The following is a 19,620-nucleotide window of genomic DNA, read 5'->3' on the forward strand; positions in this document are numbered from 1 at the left end:
TAACCTGATTTATCTGTCTCTGAGTCGTATTAACCTGATTTATCTGTCTCTGAGTCGTATTAACCTGATTTATCTGTCTCTGAGTCGTATTAACCTGATTTATCTGTCTCTGAGTCGTATTAACCTGATTTATCTGTCTCTGAGTCGTATTAACCTGCCCCATTCGGCTTTGCATGGAATGAGTCATATAGGTACCGGCCATATGATTTTCTAATCTTAAATTACTATTCCCGTTAACAGTATCAACTGTAAGGGAGAGAGTATGGTCGACGGTTACTCCGGTCTCGGCTTTATATACCTCGTTTACTACTTTTAGCTTGACCGCACTACTCATTTCTTTAATCATATTTTTAACCTTCGTTTCGTTACCGTTAAGCCGATAAATCGCATTGTCGTTTTTTAAATATTCTTTAATGAAATTCTTTATTTTTGTTTTATTAACAGCGTTATCTTTAATCATCTTAATAAAAACGGCATCTCCTAATTTAATATTTTTTTTCATATATGATTTAAATTGCATTGGATTCATATTGAACTTTTTCGCAACTTTCATGGCAGCCTCTTTGTTACTGCCTACTTTATTAAGTATTTTTATATATAGCTTTAACTTCATTAATTTTAATTTTGCATTGTGTTTAATCATCATTTTATGTGTGACTTTAGTCGGTGTTCCGTAAGATGTCCCAACAAAAACAATTCCTGAAACGATAAGACCCATAAAAAGAATTTGTAAAAATTTTACTGTTTTCATAATTGACTCCTTTAACATTAATTTATTAATTTAATCAAATTCTAATTTTCAAAAAGGGAAAATTATTTGTTTATATAATATCATGATATTCATTAATGTCAACATTCGCATAAACCTTATTTGCCAAAATAATAATATCACCCCTGCAATCATTTTATATCGCTGTATAAAAGCATTCGGATTTCGGTCCGACGCCGTTTTACTGAAACTTCCGAATACCGCAATGTAGAATTAAGCGGCGGGGTCATAGGGAAAATAGATCGGCACAGATTGGTCAAGGGGCTGAGGCTAAAAAAACATAAGCGATATTAAAATCGTCAACAGCTTTTTGTAATAGCAATTCCTTAATACCAACGTTAATGCAAGGCTTGAACCGTAAATCTTGGTGATTATCAGAGAGTATTGCTTCGGGTTTTTGTCCGGCATTAACAATAAGCTTAACGCAAGATTAAAAAACATTGACATTCAGTCTAATTTTAATTATACTGTTTGTCGTTTTAACTTATACCTCTATTCCCCGATAGCTCAGTTGGCAGAGCAAGTGGCTGTTAACCACTGGGTCGGCGGTTCGAGTCCGTCTCGGGGAGCCATTTAAAACCGCAAAAAATAAGCGTTTCCGTCACTTTACAATAAATCTTAAAATTATGCTTACAAGAAAAATATGCATCATATGAAGCATTAATAAAGCGTTGCAAAGGATAGGTCATGAATATTTGATTTTCGCTTCTAATGCATGCCGCATTTTTTGCCTTAATTTAGATTTTATCATCTACCAATCTTTTTAGAGTAAACGCTTTTAAATACATATAACTATTATCTATCTTGCGGATGGTCACACGTTTTTTTTAGATAGATATAAACGACGACTTGCAAACGAATAATAATTATGATACATAGATACAATGTTTATATTTTAGAATGATATAAAGTAATAGTGATGATAGGTTGGCTAAAAACAGTTTATTAATATGTTTCTTGTTTTGCTAAAATAGCGATATTCTCTTGATTAGAAATATGCCGAAAATAGCATGAAACAAAGGTCTAAGCAATTAGCAGGCGCTTTGATAAGTAAAATTCAGCAAAAGCCGGTATCCAAAATAAACGCAGTATTTAAAATTTATGAAATTATACAAAGGTAAAATTTCGATATTGATGCCCTGCTACAATGAAAGTAAAAAAATATACGGCAATTTACTTTGGGCGCATAGAACATTTAAGAAGTTTAGGTTCTCTTTTGAAATTTTAGCTATTGACGACGGCAGCTCCGATGATACCAAATTTGATAGATTAAATTTTTATAGATACTGGACTACGAATAAACATATTTTAAAAGAAATAATTAAAAATTATTATATTAAATATTTTGTTCTACGAGGCAATAACGATGATTATTGGTACGGCAGAGATTATTATATGCGTTACCCCACATTAAAGGGTCTAAGGGTTTTTGCTTTTGACAAAAAATAAATACAGCTGGCGGACATTTTTATTATTCCGAGCCATTTTTGATTCTGCAATATTCATATTTTGTTGTTCCGTTTTTCGTTTTAGCTTCAGTTTACGGCATAAAACATACCGTAAACTTTATAGATAAAACTGATTTCGAGCCGTTCAAGAGATACTTTGCCGTATTTTTTGTCGGTCTGATATTAATATTATCTGTCATAATTCAAAACTATTCGTCAATTACAAATTTTAGATTCTCTAATATCTTCAATTTCGAAAACTATAAGTATGAACAAAATATGTATCCCAATGACCTTAGAAAAGCTTTTAGGAGGATTAAATCGAAGTACTGGATTTCCGCTTCCAATTTTGTCGGTTCGCAGCTTTACAAGCATTATGTTATTAACGTATTTCCTGCCGGAATTAAATCCGCGGATTATGTAGTTTTTTCCTCTTGTCGATTCATTCCTTATGATAAAATAAGAGATGCCAGGTTATTAAATAAATTTAATTCTCTTAAATATTCCGGGAAATACGATATCGTTTATGAAAAAGGGTGCAACACAATTTTAAAACTTAAAGAACAATATAACGTTATAAAATAAAATTAAAATATAATCCTATAAATTATTTGAATACATTTTGCAGGTCTATGATAATGTAGATATAATTCAGGGTGTAGGAGAAAAGTTTTATCCATATCTCTCATATATTAGAAAATCTTGCATTTAACGAAGGATTAAAAAAGGATCTTATCAATAAAGGGTTTATGAGAGTTAAGAAATTTACATGGGAAAAAGCCGCGAAAAAATTATACAACATTCTTGCAGGATAATATAATTAATTAAAAGGTAGCATGAATAAACTTGCCGTCAAATGCATTCAAACAAACAAAGGTTTATTAAAAATTTAGGATTGCTCTATATATCCACTTTTATCTCAGGTATTTTTGCACTTGTAATAAATATCGTTTTAATAAAAAGACTCGGCTCTTCGGTATATGGAGAATATGCCTTTTCTCTGATTTTTCTCGGATATTTTGCTATTATTGCGGATTCCGGTTTATCGGCATACGGAGAAGCTGCGATTTCCAAGGATAAGGTAAATGCGGATAAAATTATAGGAAATATCTTTTCGTTCAATATCGTAGCGGCATTATTATCTGCGGCATTAATGATTATCATTGCCGTTTTATTTAAATTCGATCAAGTTCAAAGAGATATGATGATATTGATATCGATTGCCCTGATGATAAATACCTTTAATTTTAACTGGGCGATAAAGGCATTAGGACAAAATCAGATTTTATCCTTATCGGTATTAGTAGGGAAGTTGACTTACCTTGCCGGCGTTTTCCTTTTCGTACTGAACAAGAATTACTATATGATAGCCGTGCTGTTTTTTTTAATCGGCACATTCCTAACGGCTTCTATTCAGGCTAAATTTCTAAACGGAATAAAAGAAATTTTTAAATTTAATTTCAGTATAAATAATTTTAAACATCTTATTTCAAACGGTGTTCCGTTCGGGGTAGTTTCCGGCTTTATCGTCATTTATGCGAGTTTTCCTGTTTTGTTCCTGAAAATATTTGCCGACAATAGCGGCATCGGCTTTTATTATATAGCCAACAGACTTATTGTTTTCATTTTTATATTATTTAATTTGACTACGGGAGCCTTTATTCCTATAATTTCAGAGGCTATACAAAAAAATGACAAAGAGAAACAATCATCGATGATGGGTGAGCTTATAAGATTTGCTTATACATTTTCGATACCCATTAGTTTCGGGGGATTCGTAATAAGCAAATTATTGATTTTGAAGCTTTTCGGGGGTAATTTCACAATTAGTGCGGAACTTATGAGAATTATGATATGGTCGGTATTCTTTGTCTCCATATCCTCGGCATTTTTTGGTTTTTTTACGGCATTAAACGATAGAAGAAGTTTGATATTATCGGCATTTTTTACAACTGTCGGAGGATTGATAATTTCTTTTTTACTTATCAAAGAATACGGGGTCTACGGCGGGGCAATATCCGGCCTTGCGATCGAAATTATAATGTGCTGCAGCTTGGCAGTCTTTTCCTTGAAGCATATAAAAAAAATATCGTTTAACATTATTAATTTTATAAAAGTATTGGCTATATCGGCAACAATGGCATTATTAGTCGACATTATCAAGATGATATTTCCCGATTTAATTGTATGCGTTATCGCCGGAATTATCATATATTCCGGTTTGTCGGTTGCCTTAAAGACAATAAACAAAAAAGATATCGCCGAAATCAGAGGGATTTTAAAAATATAGTGTTGTTTCTAATGCAGAAAGATAAGACACTTCAAAATGGGTGAAATTAAGGAATTTTACGGGTATAGATTTACTGTATGAACCGCCAGAAGTTATGTCGATGACGCTGTTTAAAAATCTTAATGTATTTCAGCGACCATTTTTCCCTTGAACTTAGGGGCTTAATTACTCTATAATAAGAAGACGGGTTAAATGAATGAAAAAATAAGGGATGTTTCTGATTCCATTAGAAAGGAGTTGATTCCGTGTTTTGACGACCTTTATTCCGTATCTGTTTCTTTAATTCATAAGGCATCCGGAGCGCTTAAAGTTCTTGATATAGGTGCGGGGGCAGGCTTATTGACCTCCTTTCTTCCTTCTTGAAAAATACCCCGACTCCGATATAACCCTCATCGATATATCACCGGAGATGATAGATATAGCAAAAACCAGATTTGCAGATAACGAAAACATAAATTATATAATAGGTGATTATATCGAATACAACTTCGGCGGGGCTAAAGAAAGATTAAAATTAGACAGGGGATCTACGGTAGAATAGCAGATAAACCGGCTTAAAGATGCCTGCTTTAGAGATGCGGACTGCGCGTATAAATTCCACAAGTTTGCGGTAACATTCGGCATAAAATAACGAGATATAAAGCAAATATAATTTTTTGGAGAAAAAATGAAAACCGATGCCATTTTTATACGAACCCCCGAAACAAGTTGGACTCCCGCAAGTTCTATCTACGGAAAAGATATATTGTATGACGACAAAGAAATAGTATTTATAAAACGGTTGACCGATAGGCTTGAAAACGGGAAGGGGATAGCCTATTTGATTAAATTTATCCCGCCCGAAGAAAAAATAATCAGAACGGTGGCCGTTGCCCGTTCGGACGAACATGTCTATATACTTGAAGGCGGGTACTGCCTCAGGAACGGAGAGCAGAGATTGCTTCCCGAAGATTACATATTAAATCCAGAAGGACATTCTCATGCCGCCTTAGTTAATATCAAAACCGTAGTTCTTGTGGTATGCGCGGGGCAACCGGACGAGGTAAAAGAAATTAGCGTAATAGAGACGCAACCTTATAGAAGAGAACCTGCCGGAAGTAGTTGTTGATGGCCGGCAGGTTAGGAGGACATCACATTCGGCAATTATTCTGTCCCAAATTATGAAAACAAACGGAACAAAACGACCGATAAATGAGTTATTATAAAATATAAAACCCGTATCTATTTTAATTATAAGGCATAAAATTTAAAAAATCAAGAAATCGGCTAATTTTTATTTTTATTTAAACTTTAAAAACCTTTACTGTATCGGATAGAATAACCGCCATTCTTGCAAGTTCTTCCGATGAAGCGATAACCTGCCTGGATCCTGCCTGTGCATTATCCTGCGCCTTAATTATTTCTTCCGATGAAAGAGATATCTCCTCGCTGACTTGAGACTGCTCTTCGGAAGCGGTTGCAATTTGCGTAATCATTTCCTTGAGTTTAGACATTAAAATATTTATGTCGGATATTGTTTTAGCCGATTTGGCGGCTATTTCAGCTCCGTTGGAAACCTCCTGTTTTCCTTTTTGCATAGAATTAACGGCATCTTGAGTGTTTCTTTGTATGCTTGATATTTTAGATTCTATTTCCTTCGTTGCCTTAGTGGTTCTTTCGGCAAGTTTTCTTACTTCGTCGGCTACTACCGCAAAACCCCTTCCCTGTTCTCCAGCTCTTGCCGCTTCTATTGCGGCGTTTAAAGCAAGGAGATTGGTCTGATCGGCTATATCATTTATTACGTTTATGATTTCTCCTATATGTACGGATGAGGTACCGAGTTCCGTTATCGTATCTGAAACGGCAGAGACCGTTTGCTCAATGTTTTTCATTTCGTTGGCGACCTCTTTAACGGATTTAGTACCGTAATCCACAACCTGTTCCGTTTCTTCCGCTTTTTGTGCAGAGGAGGAAGAATTTTTAGCCACCTCAATAATTGCAATGGACATCTGTTTAATAGATTCTATTATGTATAAAGCCTTCTCCCTCATTTGCCCTATAGTTTCTTCAAATTCTTTAGAAGATGCATTCAGTTCTTCGGATTGAGAACTCAAAGAGTCGGACGTGTCAATAATGCCCTTGACCTGCTTAGACAGCGAATCGACTAAGATGTTTACCTGTTCGATAATAATGCCGATTTCGCTCTCTTTATGAACGCCGGATATTTCTATCTTAGAAGTAAGGTCGCCGGAGGCGATCTGTTTGATTTTATCGTTGACGATATCTAATACTCTTAGAAGAGTATTTTTAAAATATAACGTAATTATAATAGCGCATATCAAGAATAAGATAGGGAACGCGATGAAAATGTAATCTAACAATTTGATTCTGCCGTAATAAGACTGTTGGACCGAGCTATATATTTTATTTATTTGAGCAGTCATCGGATCAAGGTTATTCCTAAGATATGTCGGACTCATCGTTGCACCCCATAATAAGGGATATCTCAAAAGCCTCTGGACCATCGGTTTCATGATATAATAGTTGCTATTCAGCCCCCCAAGCAGGGTCGTCATTTTTTTAGACGAAAACTTATGCAATTCCGATTTAGGGACTCCAAAAACAGATGCGGCTCCAACATTTTCAAACCCTTTAGTATAACCTGTTAATGCGTTGCCTACGTTAAGAAATTCCGGCATTGAATCGCCTGCCAATTTTATTATTTTCGTATTGTAAATTTTTTCTATCTCAGCCCTTGTTTTTTTGGATTTTATTCCGTTAACTTTTAGCGTTTTTATGCGGGACAAAAGTATAATCCGCAAGAGATTACCCCGTATGTCTTTAATATTGCCTGTCATTCTGGAGATTATATTCATGTTAACGGTTTCTCTTTTTAAGGTATTATTATAGTAAATAAGCATTAAACTGACAGCGAGAATAAAAATAAAACAGATTGCCATAAGAAAATAGAGCTTTGATTTTAATGTTACAAGCATAGTATTTCTCCATATTCATTTAATAATTTATTTAAATTATAATAAACCGATTGGTTAAAATCAATGAATAAAATTAAAATTGTCTAAAAATATTATATTTGTTATAATTTTTAAGAACTTAACTTAAAGATGTTTCAGGAGGGAATATGCCGTTTGTGTCCATTAAAATGCTTGAAGGAAGAACGAAGGAACAGAAGAAAAATCTTATTAAATCGGTTGCCAAGAGTGTGTCGGAAAGCCTCGGCATAAACAAAGAAAACGTCTGGACGGTAGTTGAAGAGTTTCCTTCCGACGAGTGGGGATTTGGCGAAGAAACGGCATGCGAAAAGATTAAAAAAAATAAAAAAAACGGGGGAGAATAATGCCGAGGATCTGTATTTCTGTCGGGAATCTCGAACTTAACGACATATATGCCGTTGTAGATTATGCAAAAAGTAAGAATGTAAAATTCGTAGAGTTTAGATTTGATACGATTAAAGAAACGGCTGATGCAGATAAGTTTGACGATCCGATTGTTTTAGGGAAGGTCGGCAAACTGATTTCTTACGCAAAGGATATGGGCATTAAAACTATAGGAACGAACAGAAGTGCCGGCTTTAACGTCAACCGTGTGACATCTATATTCAAAAGGCAGCAAAAAAACGGGATAAGTAACGACCTTGGAAGGATAAGATTTTTAAAATCGGTTGTAGAATTGGGTATAGACATTTGCGATACGGAATTAGACATATCGGAAAGACATATTACGAGAAATTTCGTGGATTTTGCCCATTCAAAAAATTCAAAAGTTATTCTTTCTGTGCACGACTTTGGCGGGCAGGTGGATTTGCCGACTGCAATAAGGTTTTATATAGATTCACTTTATTTGGGCGCAGATTATTTTAAACTTGCGGATACGGTTATTTCGGAAAGCGATGTTCCCTGTGTTTTAGAAAAAAACCGGACGCTTCATTCGATAAAAATGACTGATGCGGATTCTTTTCCGGAATTTATCGTTTTCGGCATGGGCGAAAAGGGCAAAATTACGAGGGCCCTTTCCTTAATTTACGGTTCATATCTTGCATATTGCTCTTCGCCTTACGGGGCCACGGCTCCCGGTCAAACGGAAGCGGAAGATTTTGGCAACATAATGAAATGCGCACATGCATTAAGTTCTTAATGTGGGAGAGGCGAAACCATATTCCGGGCAGCCGAATGCAAAAGGAGCGTAATAAAAATGGGCATAATAATCAATAACTTCTCCAAGACTAAAAAGTTAGGGGAGATACTCATAGAAGAGGGATTATTGAACCCCACGCAGCTCGAAACCGCCCTTGCGGAAGGAAGGGGGCGGCACTTAAGATTAGGTCGCGCATTGATATCTCTCGGAATACTTTCGGAAGACAATATATTGGATGCTCTTTCATCGCAGCTTGGATTAAAAAAAATAGACCTGTCTAAAATAATAATAGACCCTGCAATCGGCAAACTTATACCCGAAGCTCTTTCAAGGCAGTTTAAAATGATAGGGATAAGCCTGTCAGACGGTATTCTTACCGTTGCATTATCCGACCCTTTAAACGTGTTTGCAACGGATGCATTAAAAAGAAATATAAGTCGCGATATAGAAATAATTTTAGCGAAAGATGCCGAGATCGTTGAAGCTATTAATTTTATATGGATAGCCAAGGACGTGTCTAAAACAGGAAAAGGCCAAAGTACTATTCATGGAGATGTAGCGTTTACTGCGAATAATATCGGTGCGGGCGCGCGTTCCTTATTGCCTCCGCTCCCTCAACCGTCTGCCGTTGCGGTTAAAGAAATTCTTGAATCCGAAGATATTAATATTATTAAACTTGTAAACGACATAATATTATCTGCTTCTAAAAATAGGGCTTCAGACATACACATAGAACCTCTTGAAGATGAAATTATCGTGAGGGAAAGGGTTGACGGAGATCTTTTCGAAGCAAAAAAAATCTCGTTGCATTTTTTCGGTCCGGTTATCGCAAGAATAAAGATAATGGCAAATATGGATATTGCCGAAAAAAGAAATCCCCAAGATTCAAGGTTTGATATAAATATAGGGGGAAAGGCTATGGACATCAGGGTTTCCGTAGTTCCGACCATAAACGGAGAGAAGGCGGTTCTGAGGCTATTAGATAAATCTTCCAATGTCCTTAAGATTTCTAAACTGTCCATTGATAAAAATGAAAAAGAAAAAATTTTACAAATAATCCGTAAAAAATACGGACTATTTTTGATTACCGGTCCGACCGGTTCCGGCAAAACAACGACGGCGTATTCTATAATCGTCGAGCTTAATACTATAAATAAAAACATTGTTACCGTAGAAGACCCTGTAGAGTATAAAATAAAATACGTCAACCAGATAGAAGTAAATAAAAAGGGCGGGCTTGGATTTACTAATGCCTTAAGGTCGGTCTTAAGACAGGACCCTGATATTATTTTTGTCGGTGAAATAAGGGATGAGGAGACGGCAAGGATTGCTATTCAGGCTGCATTGACCGGTCATTTCGTGATTTCTACGCTTCATACACAGGATTCTTTAAACGCCATCTCAAGATTAGTCGATATGGGAATAGAACCTTTTTTAATCTCTTCTTCTATTGAGGGAATAATCGGGCAGAGGTTGGTCAAAAGACTTTGCGATAACTGTAAACAACCCTACTTGCCGGATCAAAAACTAATCGAAGACATAGGTCTTCCCGTCGGCGGCAATTTTAAATTTTACAAAGAGGTCGGGTGCAGCCTGTGTAGAGGAACGGGCTTTTACGGAAGATTGAGTATACGGGAAATTTTAATACTAGACAGAAGTATTCAAAAATTAATAATTGAGAAAGCGGATACCTCGCAAATGCGTAGCGCTGCTATAAAAAACGGGTTCGTTCCCTTGCGAATGGCGGGCATTAAAGAGGTTATAAATGGGATTACGACTCTCGAAGAGGTTTTTCAGGCTACGCAAAATATTTAGACTTGGACGAGCTATTTGTATTATAATATTTATTATTATTTAAAATAAGGTTATGTTCTTATATGGCTATATATAATTACAGAGCAAGGGATAGGCAGGGTAAACTTGTAGTCGGAAAAATAGAGTCGGTTTCTTCTATCTCGGCAGAAAAACAAATAGAAGACTTGAGGCTTATCCCTATTTCGGTGGAAGAAGCGATGAGTTTTTCATGGGGAGACGTTTTTCCTGCTTTTCAAAGGATTTCTAAAAAGGACGTAATTATATTTTCCAGACAATTAGCTACGCTATATCAATCCGGCGTGCCCCTGACAAGAAGTCTTGATTCGCTCATAGAATTTACCGAAAACAGAAAACTCAAAAATGTTCTGTCGGAAGTGAAACGGGATGTGGAAAGCGGTCAGACGCTTTATAAAAGTCTCTCTAAACATCCGAATGTTTTTACCGAAATTTACGTAAATATGGTTGAAGTAGGCGAAAATAGCGGTTTTTTGTATGACGTACTCGTAAGGCTCGCCCTTCTGATGGAAAAAGATATGGCGGTAAAAGCAAAGGTGCAAAGCGCCACTTTTTATCCCAAGATAGTTTTATCGGCGATTATAATTGCGGTAGTGATTTTAGTGGGGTTCGTAATACCTAAATTTGCTATGCTTTATAGGAGTTTTAACGTACCCCTTCCATTAGAGACAAGAGTCCTTGTTGCTATATCCGGCTTTTTCGTAAATTACTGGTATATAATTTTGGGCGCTGCGTTTGCGCTTATTGTCGGGGTAAAATTATACATGGGTTCATCCGGAGGCAGGTTGTGGTGGGACGAGCATAAGCTGAAAATACCTATATTCGGCGGCATTTTTTATAAGTCCATGATGAGCCGGTTTACCAGAATTTTCGGACTTTTATTCCAGAGCGGACTTCCGATAAACAGGTCGTTTGAGCTTATCAGGGATGCCGTAAATAATAAATTTTTTACGAACAAGATCGACGAAATACAATCCGATGTCATAAGGGGAGAGTCCATTACGACCAGTTTTAAAAATTCAAAAATATTTTCCGGTATAGTGATTCAGATGGTGAGTGTAGGAGAAGAAACCGGGCATATCGACGAGATGCTTACCAAGGTAGCCGATTACTTCGACGAAGATTTGGACCATCAATTAAGTATCCTTCAAGCGAGCATAGAGCCTGCTCTTTTAACGATAATCTTCGGAATGGTGCTGTTTCTCGCGCTGGCGATTTACCTTCCTATAATAGACGTAATAAATTTTGCAAAACAGGGTTGATTTACCCGGATTAAGGATTTTTGTCATAAAAAATGTTGACTTGAAATGTATAAAAATGATACCATATGCAATATATTAATAATCATATATATAGATATATAGATATATGCAATTTGATATTTTTTATATCATATTAGGGAGTGAAAAATGGATTCATCGAAAAAAAAAATAAGGGGTATTTTTTATGCTTTTTTAACTGTGGCGGCATTTACATTAATATCATTGTCGTTAAGCGGATGTGCTAAAAAGTCTTATCTATCCGGCACGGCAAAAACGGGATTGAAAGTAAAAGCCGTTAGGACGAAGTATAAACTCGTATCTAATTACCTTAAATCTCCCGGAAACGTGAAATCGCTAAGTAACACCGCAATATCGGCGCATATAATGGGCTATGTAATATTTGAAAACGTACATAACGGGCAAACGGCTCTTAAGGGGCAGTTGCTTTTAAAATTGAGCGCTCCCGAAATAATGTCTAAATATCATGCCGCAAAAGCCGGGTTTTTAAATGCAAAAAAAACATACGATAGGATTAAAAAACTGTATGGAGAAAATTATGTTTCAAAGCAGACCTATGATAATACGTTTATGCGGTATAATGTCGCAAAAGCCGATTTGAACGAAGCGCATAGTTATTTGAATTATATAAATATATATTCCCCCATAAATGGCGTTATAACTCAAAAAAAAGTTTATATCGGCGACCTTGTAAGCCCCGGCGAGACGCTCTTGACAGTTCGCGGCATTAAAGAATTAGAATTTGAAACATACGTAAATGTCAAATATTATAATAAATTAAGACGAAATGAGTCGGTTAAATTAAATTTTACGGCAGTTAAGGGCTCGGTCGTAGGGAGAATCATATCCGTCGTAAGATCTGCCGGTCGTTATTCTCACTCTATTTTAGTAAGGATAGGTATAACGGGGGATAGAAATTTAGGATTAATGCCGGGGATGTACGGCATTGCAAATTTTAAAATAGGCAGTAAAAAGGTTATTCTAATACCAAAAAATGCCGTATTAAAGCGACTCGGCATATGGGGCGTTTATGTCGCGACCGGGGCGGGAGAGGTTATTTTCCAGCCGGTGAGCAGGGGTAGTGTTTATAATAAAAAATTTGTTATAGTTTTAAACGGATTAACTCCCGGAATGACTGTAATAACGAGCAATTTAAATGAGATTACCGCCGGCAGCCGTGTAACGCCGAAACTGAATTAATACATCAAATGTTGCCGACCATATAAAATAAGGAGTTTTTTGGATAGATGGATAAAAATTTTAACGGTAAGATTGCAGAATATTTCATAGAGAATAAGATAACGCTTTTGCTGATTATATTTATCATATGCTTCGGCGCAGTAGCTATATTGCTTACACCGAGGCAGTATAATCCTCAAATTATAGTTCCGGCGGCAAACGTTATAGTCAGATTTCCGGGGGCAAACGCAAAAGAGGTTCAAAATTTAGTAACGAAGCCGTTAGAGAGAAAGATGTGGCAGATACCCGGGGTCAAGCATGTTTACTCTATATCCATGAACTCGGAATCCATTGTTACCGTACAGTTTCATGTAAACGCAAGCAGGGATAAAAGCCTCGTCGATTTATACAATAAGGTCTTCTCCAATCTTGACGAAATTCCCAAAGGGGTAATGAGACCCATAATTAAGCCAATCGACGTAAACCATGTTCCCATATTGGATATTACGCTATGGAGTAAAAAATATGGTGCAGGTTTCCTTACTACCGTGGCAAATAGGATTTTAAGCAGATTAGACTCTGTTCACGGAACCGGCGTTACCTTTTTAAACGGCGCAAAATATAAGCGGTTAAATGTTTATCTTAATCCGATAAAGATGGCAGCCTATAACGTTTCTCCGCTGATGATAGCACGAGAGCTCAAAGAAACGAACGTAGAACTGTTCGCCGGTTTCCTTAAAAACAATAATAAAAAGGCATTTTTAACGGCAGGTGGGTATTTTTATCACATAAATTCCGTTAAAAATTTTATTATATCCGTTCATAACGGAAAACCGGTTTACTTGAGAGACGTAGCAACCGTAAAATATGCGTATGAGCCCTCCAACTTTTTGTCTGAGTTCGGCTTAGGCGAGTATTATAGAGAGTTTGAAAGCGGCGATAAGATAATAACCGGAGCTAAGGGTATTTATCCGGCGGTGACCATAGCCATCGCAAAAAGACAGGGGAAAAACGCGGTTACAGTCGTAGATAACGTACTCGCAAAGTTTCATAAAATAGTAAGAACGAGTCTGCCGGCGGGCGTTTATTATACGGTAACGAGAAACCACGGAAAAAAGGCAAACGATGCGGTAAATACGTTGCTTTTTCATTTAGGGGTGAGCATTATTATTATCATAGTGCTTCTGCTGCTGATATTGGGCTGGAGAGAAGCATTCATCGTTGCCTTTACTATTCCCATAATGTTACTGCTTACATTGGGTATTGTCTTCCTGTTTCATCAAACGTTGAACAGAATTACTTTATTCGCGCTGATTCTTTCGCTGGGTCTTTTAGTGGATAATGTCGTCGTCGTTATAGATAATATAGAACGAGTCTTTTCGCGAAAAAGAAATATACTGCCGGGCTATGCCGTCCTCGGCGTAAACGAAATAGGGAACCCTAATTTTTTTGCAACTCTAGCCGTTATAGTTTCATTTATCCCTATGCTGTTCGTTACTGGAATGATGGGTCCGTACATGAGGCCTATTCCTCTTAATGTACCTATAGCTATGATAGTTTCTCTGTTTGTCGCGCTTACTATAGTACCCTGGTTTTATCTTAAACTTATGGCCAATAAAAAGGGGATAGCGCTTCTTCGAAAAAAAGAATCTATAGAACAAAAAAGGGGCAATAAAAAGGGTTTATACGCCAAAATATTAACCCCTCTTCTTTTAAGCAAAAAGAAAAGATATATTTTTATATTGGTAATAATATTTTTATTTATTTCTTCCATGGCTTTGCCGGCTTTTAAAATAGTTAAGTTTAAAATGCTTCCCGTATCAAATACCAATACCTTTTTAGTAACGGTGAATATGCAACCCGGCTCTACATTTCAAAAAACAAATATAGCAACTATGCGAATCGTAAATTATTTAAAGCGGATTAAACAGGTAAAAAATTATATTGTTACGGTAGGGACGCATTCTGTTGTTGATTTTTCGGGACTTTTAAGGGGTTCCAACTTTAGAAATGCAAGCTGGTATTCCGAAATACGAGTAAATTTGATCAATAAGGATAAAAGAAACGTATCGTCGCATGAGCTTGTCTTAAAAGTGCTACCGGTGGTTCATAAAATAGGCAAAGAGTATCATGCCGTTGTTAAGGTTCTGGAAAGCCCTCCTGGACCTCCAGTAAAGGCTACGATAGTTGCAAGAATTTACGGAAGAAATTATGGAGAGCAGGAAAAACTCGCTCGAATTGTCGAGGCAAAGATGAAAAAAACTAAGGGAATAACAGACGTAAACTCTTCTTATAAAAAAAGAATTAAAAAGGTTATGATTATAATACGCAGAGATAAAGCATCTATGCTCGGTATTACATCCGAAATGATAGCTCAAACGCTTTATCTTTTAAATAATGGTATGAATATAGGGACTATTCATAAGAATGACCGTTTGCACCAGGAGGGTATATTCCTGAGGATGCCCCCTTCGTTCAGGATAAACGCAGGTATGTTGTCAAGCATATGGATATATGCGCCTTATGCAAAAAAATTGGTGCCGTTAAACTCCTTGGTCAAAATAAAAAACGGCTATTTGCGTAATATGATTTATGAAAGAGACTTAAAACCCGTTGTTTACGTTTATGGCAATGTTATAAACAGAAGTCCGATGTATGCTAATTTAGATCTTATTTTGCATTTTTTTAAACATCCGCTTCCAAGGGGTTATCACATAGAATGGGGTGGAGAATGGCATATTACCCTTAAGGTTTTCTCTCAGCTCGGCGCGGCTATGGGCGTCGCCATACTGCTTATATATATACTGTTAGTCGGCTATACCGGCTCATTTATAGTCCCGGTGGTGCTTATGGGCGCAATACCGCTTGAAATGATAGGCATAATGCCGGGGTTCTCCATAACGGGGACATACTTTACTGCTACGTCTATGATAGGCGTAATAGCCCTTTCAGGGATAGTTATAAGAAATTCGTTACTGCTGTTAGAATTTATCAACGAAAGGAAAAAAGAAGGATACAATATTATCGATGCTCTTGTAGAAGCCGGAACCATGAGGGCAAGACCGATTATAATAACGGCGCTTGCGGTTATATTCGGCTCTATGATACTTGTAACCGATCCCGTATGGAACGGTCTTGCATGGGCGCTTATTTTCGGGATGTTTGCCTCTACAATATTGACATTAGTGGTTATTCCGATACTTTATTATATTATAGAGGGTAGGAGATGGCGCAAGGAAGACGTTCACGATAATTTATAACAACATATTATAAGGGAGTACCTATGCCGATAAGATTTGATTGTAAGAACAGTTGTATAGGACAGATAGAAATAGATCTCGGCGAAAGAAATACGTTTGATATAGCAGAGATTAACGAATTGATCAAAATATTCAAAAGACATCTCGATGAGGAATTGGATTTAAAAGCGATATTAATAAAGAGCTCAAACAGGGGTTTTTTTGCAACCGGACCGAGAATAAAAGATATTGCCGGTTTAGATAAAGACGGTGCGAGATACTACATAACAATATTAAATACGATGGCGAGGCATATCGTAGAATCCCCTGTGCCGGTCGTATGTGTTATTGACGGATTTGTAAGCGGTATAGGTTTGGATATCGTTTCTTCGTGTGATTTTAGACTTGCCGCAAAAACTGCCGTTTTTGCCGATATATCGTCTAGATACGGAATATTATCTTCTTCTTATACCGCCTTAAGATTGGCATTTTTAATCGGCGTCCAAAAGGCGCAGGAGATGATATTGAGTTCTAAAAATTACTCTGCCGAGGATATGTACAGATTTAACTATTTAACCGATTTATTTGGAAAAGACGGGATAAATGAAGGAACAGGGGATTTCTTAAATACCTTTAAGGAATTATCCGTAGACTCTTTGAGGCTTAAAAAAAAGTTTTTTGTCGATTTATGGAATAATTATATTAAAAATAATAAATTTTCGGTAGGTGAGGCTTTTTCCGAACTTTTAGCTAACGGAAAAGACTGGAAGATATCCGTGAACAATTTTAACGATCATATCCTGTAATTACACTATTAGATTGGATTTATTTTTATATCGACGAAAAACAGACATTTTTAGTCCCCGGTTTTTACTTGACAATCGTATCCAAATTGGTATATTCTACACTCAGAATATACACGTAATCGTTATGTATTGCATCTGAAAAAAATAAAAAATGGGAAAGAAATTGTGTATCGGCGACGATAGTCTGAACAGAAAATGTAAAGAATTGGCTTATATTTTTAAGCTTTTATCTAATCCTATAAGGCTTGGAATCCTATGTATAGTTGAAGGCGAAGAGGTTAGCGTAAACGATATATCTTCTGCCCTCGATAAAACTCAATCCAATATTTCCCAGCATTTAGCCGTTTTAAGAAACACTCGAATGGTAGATTGCAAGAGAGTCGGCAATAAACTTCTATACTATCTGGCAAATTCAAAAATGAGGCATCTTATTAAGGACATCAAAGAAATAAAAGATGCCGAAGAGTTCAGCGACTTAAAATTATTCGATGACGGCTTTTGCGAATCTAACAACAATGCCGATTTAGTATTGTCGCAAAATTGCAAGTAGAGAATGTCTGAAACGACGATGCTTGCGCAAAGAAGGCATTTCCGTGCTAATGCAGGCAAAGATATGCCTGAGTTCGGCATACCTGAGGATAGTGGAAAGTTATAGGTATTATTAGAACAAAAGTTAATTAAATGATTAAGCAAGGGGGAAAATTTATTATGTCGAAAGTTAATGGATGCGATATTCCGGAAGATCTCTATTACAGCGTAGAAAAACATGTGTGGGGAAAACTTGAAGACGACGGAACCGTTACTGTAGGTATGACCAGCGTTGCACAGAGTTTAGCCGGTAAGCTTTTATATATTACTCCAAAAAAAGTCGGACGTAAAATCGCACAGCTAAAGTCCGTAGCAACGGTAGAAAGCGGCAAATACGTGGGTCCAGTGCCGGCTCTATTTTCCGGCGAAATAGTCGCGGTGAACGATGAAGTTGTTGAAAATGTTTCCATTATAAATTCAGATCCTTACGGAAAGGGCTGGGTTTGTAAAATTAAGGCCGATAACATCGAAGAGGATAAGAAAAACCTTCTTATCGGAAAAGAAGCGGTAGAAGCCTACAAAAAAAAGATAGAAGCCGATGGAATTAAATGCGAATAATTTTTAAAATATAAGATTGGATCGGGAGGCATATAATGGCTATTTTTAATAAATGTGATATTCCGGAAGATTTATATTACGATATAGAAAATCATGTTTGGGGTAGAAAAAACGACGACGGAACCGTTACCGTAGGTATGACCGACCCCGCTCAATCTTTAGCCGGAAAGATTATCTATGCAGAGGTTAAAGCCGTAGGCAGAGTTATTAAAAAGGGTAAAAGCGCCGCTACGATAGAGAGCGGCAAATACGTGGGTCCGTTTTCTGTGCCTTTTACGGGTGAGATAGTAGAGGTAAACGAGGAATTGGAAAAAGATTCGCATATTATTAATTTAGACCCATACGGCAGGGGATGGATAGCAAAATTAAGACCTCTTCAAGAATCTGCATCGGATATAAATTCCTTTATAACCGGCAAAGAGGCTGTCAGCGCATATACAAAAAAACTTGAGGAAGAAGATATAATTTGTAAAAAGAGATAACTATGGGTTTTTATGAATACAACGAGGATATAAGTAAAGAGTATTTGGAAGGCTTTAATATAAGAAAAGAACGCTTCGATTCCGCAATACATTTTTATGCCCCAAGCATAAAATCTTATGAAACGGAGGATTTTAAAAACAGTAAAACCGATTCTTTTCCTCCTTTTTCCATAACGGGTAGTTCGTGCTCTTTAAAATGCGAACACTGCAACGCGGAAATACTAAAATCTATGACTTCCGTGCTCACGCAGGACGAACTTTATGATAAGGCCAAGACGATACAAGAATCCGGCGGTACGGGATTTTTGCTGAGCGGCGGCTCAGACAGCTCAGGCATAGTAGATATTCTTCCCTATATAGGCGTAATAAGAAAAATAAAAGCCGATTTTGGTCTTAAGGTTATAGTTCATTGCGGGCTTATTACCGAGGCAATAGCAGACGGTCTTTATGACTCCGGCGTGGATTCGGCAATGCTTGACATTATAGGCGATGAAGATACTATTCGAAAAATATATCATCTCAATGCTACGGTTAAGGATTACGAGAATTCCCTGAAGTTTTTATCGGAAAGGGGGATACCGTGCTCTCCTCACGTTGTAATAGGGTTAAAACATGGACATATAGCCGGAGAATATAATGCCGTGGATATTATTTCCAGATATAATATTTCCTCTTTGGTGCTGGTAGGCTTTATGCCGATGCATAATACTAAGATGGAAAATATCGCTCCACCCGCTCCCTCAGAAATAGGCGACGTGTTTTTATATGCCAGAAAAAAATTTACGGATACCCCGGTTCTCTTAGGTTGCGAAAGACCTTACGGATTAGACAAATTTAAGATAGAAGAATTGGCGGTAAAGTCCGGATTGAACGGTATAGCATATCCTTCGGAAGGAATTATACCCTTCAGTATCAAATTGGGGTTAAAACCAAAATTTTCCGAAGTTTGCTGTTCCCTAATTTTTTCAGAAACTGCCTTGCCTGCCATAACGCTTGGAGGTTAATCGGATTATGGAC

At 36.9% G+C, this 19,620-nt stretch carries 19 protein-coding genes and 1 tRNA gene; 18 read left to right on the forward strand and 2 right to left on the reverse strand.

The window, feature by feature from the left end:
• The coding region (locus tag ACMCNP_RS00150; protein WP_419312158.1) for a hypothetical protein at positions 1-751 on the reverse strand (751 nt) is incomplete at its 3' end.
• A gap of 514 nt (positions 752-1,265) precedes the next feature.
• On the opposite strand from ACMCNP_RS00150, the gene ACMCNP_RS00155 reads away from it, so the two are divergent.
• The 7 genes from ACMCNP_RS00155 to ACMCNP_RS00185 all read left to right on the forward strand — a co-directional run bounded on the left by ACMCNP_RS00155 (position 1,266) and on the right by ACMCNP_RS00185 (position 5,615).
• Positions 1,266-1,341 (forward strand) — tRNA-Asn (locus ACMCNP_RS00155).
• A gap of 529 nt (positions 1,342-1,870) precedes the next feature.
• Positions 1,871-2,218 (forward strand): glycosyltransferase family protein, encoded by a 348-nt coding sequence (locus ACMCNP_RS00160; protein WP_419312161.1) that lies wholly within the window; start codon positions 1,871-1,873, stop codon positions 2,216-2,218.
• Positions 2,219-2,256: 38 nt separating this feature from the next.
• Positions 2,257-2,802 (forward strand): DUF2079 domain-containing protein, encoded by a 546-nt coding sequence (locus ACMCNP_RS00165; protein ID WP_419312164.1) that lies wholly within the window; start codon positions 2,257-2,259, stop codon positions 2,800-2,802.
• Positions 2,803-3,073: 271 nt separating this feature from the next.
• On the forward strand, positions 3,074-4,507 hold the full coding sequence (locus tag ACMCNP_RS00170) for an oligosaccharide flippase family protein (protein WP_419312167.1): 1,434 nt from the start codon (positions 3,074-3,076) through the stop codon (positions 4,505-4,507).
• A 192-nt stretch (positions 4,508-4,699) separates the two neighbouring features.
• Positions 4,700-4,870 carry a hypothetical protein gene (locus ACMCNP_RS00175; protein ID WP_419312170.1) on the forward strand — a complete coding sequence of 57 codons (171 nt, stop codon included), beginning with the start codon at positions 4,700-4,702 and terminating at the stop codon, positions 4,868-4,870.
• 46 nt (positions 4,871-4,916) lie between these two features.
• Complete coding sequence (locus ACMCNP_RS00180; protein WP_419312173.1) at positions 4,917-5,048, forward strand: hypothetical protein; 132 nt, start codon at positions 4,917-4,919, stop codon at positions 5,046-5,048.
• A 126-nt stretch (positions 5,049-5,174) separates the two neighbouring features.
• Complete coding sequence (locus ACMCNP_RS00185; protein ID WP_419312176.1) at positions 5,175-5,615, forward strand: hypothetical protein; 441 nt, start codon at positions 5,175-5,177, stop codon at positions 5,613-5,615.
• A 175-nt stretch (positions 5,616-5,790) separates the two neighbouring features.
• On the opposite strand, the gene ACMCNP_RS00190 is transcribed toward ACMCNP_RS00185, so the two are convergent.
• Positions 5,791-7,482 carry a methyl-accepting chemotaxis protein gene (locus ACMCNP_RS00190; protein WP_419312179.1) on the reverse strand — a complete coding sequence of 564 codons (1,692 nt, stop codon included), beginning with the start codon at positions 7,480-7,482 and terminating at the stop codon, positions 5,791-5,793.
• A gap of 146 nt (positions 7,483-7,628) precedes the next feature.
• Between ACMCNP_RS00190 and ACMCNP_RS00195 the strand changes: the two genes are divergently transcribed.
• From ACMCNP_RS00195 to ACMCNP_RS00245, 11 genes are all read left to right on the forward strand, one after another.
• Positions 7,629-7,844, forward strand: coding sequence for a 2-hydroxymuconate tautomerase (locus tag ACMCNP_RS00195; protein ID WP_419312182.1), 216 nt, complete (start codon positions 7,629-7,631; stop codon positions 7,842-7,844).
• Positions 7,844-8,641 (forward strand): type I 3-dehydroquinate dehydratase, encoded by a 798-nt coding sequence (locus ACMCNP_RS00200; protein WP_419312184.1) that lies wholly within the window; start codon positions 7,844-7,846, stop codon positions 8,639-8,641. The genes ACMCNP_RS00195 and ACMCNP_RS00200 overlap by 1 nt, the downstream gene beginning before the upstream one ends.
• Before the next feature lie 57 nt (positions 8,642-8,698).
• A complete protein-coding gene (locus ACMCNP_RS00205) occupies positions 8,699-10,456 on the forward strand; it encodes a GspE/PulE family protein (protein WP_419312186.1) in 1,758 nt (585 codons plus the stop codon).
• 62 nt (positions 10,457-10,518) lie between these two features.
• On the forward strand, positions 10,519-11,733 hold the full coding sequence (locus ACMCNP_RS00210; RefSeq protein WP_419312189.1) for a type II secretion system F family protein: 1,215 nt from the start codon (positions 10,519-10,521) through the stop codon (positions 11,731-11,733).
• A gap of 147 nt (positions 11,734-11,880) precedes the next feature.
• Positions 11,881-12,951 carry an efflux RND transporter periplasmic adaptor subunit gene (locus tag ACMCNP_RS00215; RefSeq protein ID WP_419312191.1) on the forward strand — a complete coding sequence of 357 codons (1,071 nt, stop codon included), beginning with the start codon at positions 11,881-11,883 and terminating at the stop codon, positions 12,949-12,951.
• A 47-nt stretch (positions 12,952-12,998) separates the two neighbouring features.
• On the forward strand, positions 12,999-16,190 hold the full coding sequence (locus ACMCNP_RS00220; RefSeq protein ID WP_419312193.1) for an efflux RND transporter permease subunit: 3,192 nt from the start codon (positions 12,999-13,001) through the stop codon (positions 16,188-16,190).
• Positions 16,191-16,213: 23 nt separating this feature from the next.
• Positions 16,214-16,975, forward strand: a complete 762-nt coding sequence (locus tag ACMCNP_RS00225; protein WP_419312195.1) for an enoyl-CoA hydratase/isomerase family protein — start codon at positions 16,214-16,216, stop codon at positions 16,973-16,975.
• 151 nt (positions 16,976-17,126) lie between these two features.
• Complete coding sequence (locus tag ACMCNP_RS00230) at positions 17,127-17,525, forward strand: ArsR/SmtB family transcription factor (protein ID WP_419312198.1); 399 nt, start codon at positions 17,127-17,129, stop codon at positions 17,523-17,525.
• 158 nt (positions 17,526-17,683) lie between these two features.
• A complete protein-coding gene (gene gcvH, locus ACMCNP_RS00235; RefSeq protein WP_419312201.1) occupies positions 17,684-18,121 on the forward strand; it encodes a glycine cleavage system protein GcvH in 438 nt (145 codons plus the stop codon).
• Between the two features lie 35 nt (positions 18,122-18,156).
• Complete coding sequence (gcvH, locus tag ACMCNP_RS00240) at positions 18,157-18,603, forward strand: glycine cleavage system protein GcvH (RefSeq protein ID WP_419312204.1); 447 nt, start codon at positions 18,157-18,159, stop codon at positions 18,601-18,603.
• A gap of 2 nt (positions 18,604-18,605) precedes the next feature.
• Positions 18,606-19,607: a radical SAM protein gene (locus ACMCNP_RS00245; RefSeq protein ID WP_419312206.1), complete on the forward strand. Its 1,002-nt coding sequence runs from the start codon at positions 18,606-18,608 to the stop codon at positions 19,605-19,607.
• Positions 19,608-19,620 lie beyond the last annotated feature (13 nt).

It is taken from the genome of Candidatus Acidulodesulfobacterium sp. H_13 (assembly GCF_048541835.1).
In the GTDB taxonomy this organism is placed as follows: Bacteria; SZUA-79; SZUA-79; order Acidulodesulfobacterales; family Acidulodesulfobacteraceae; genus QIJE01.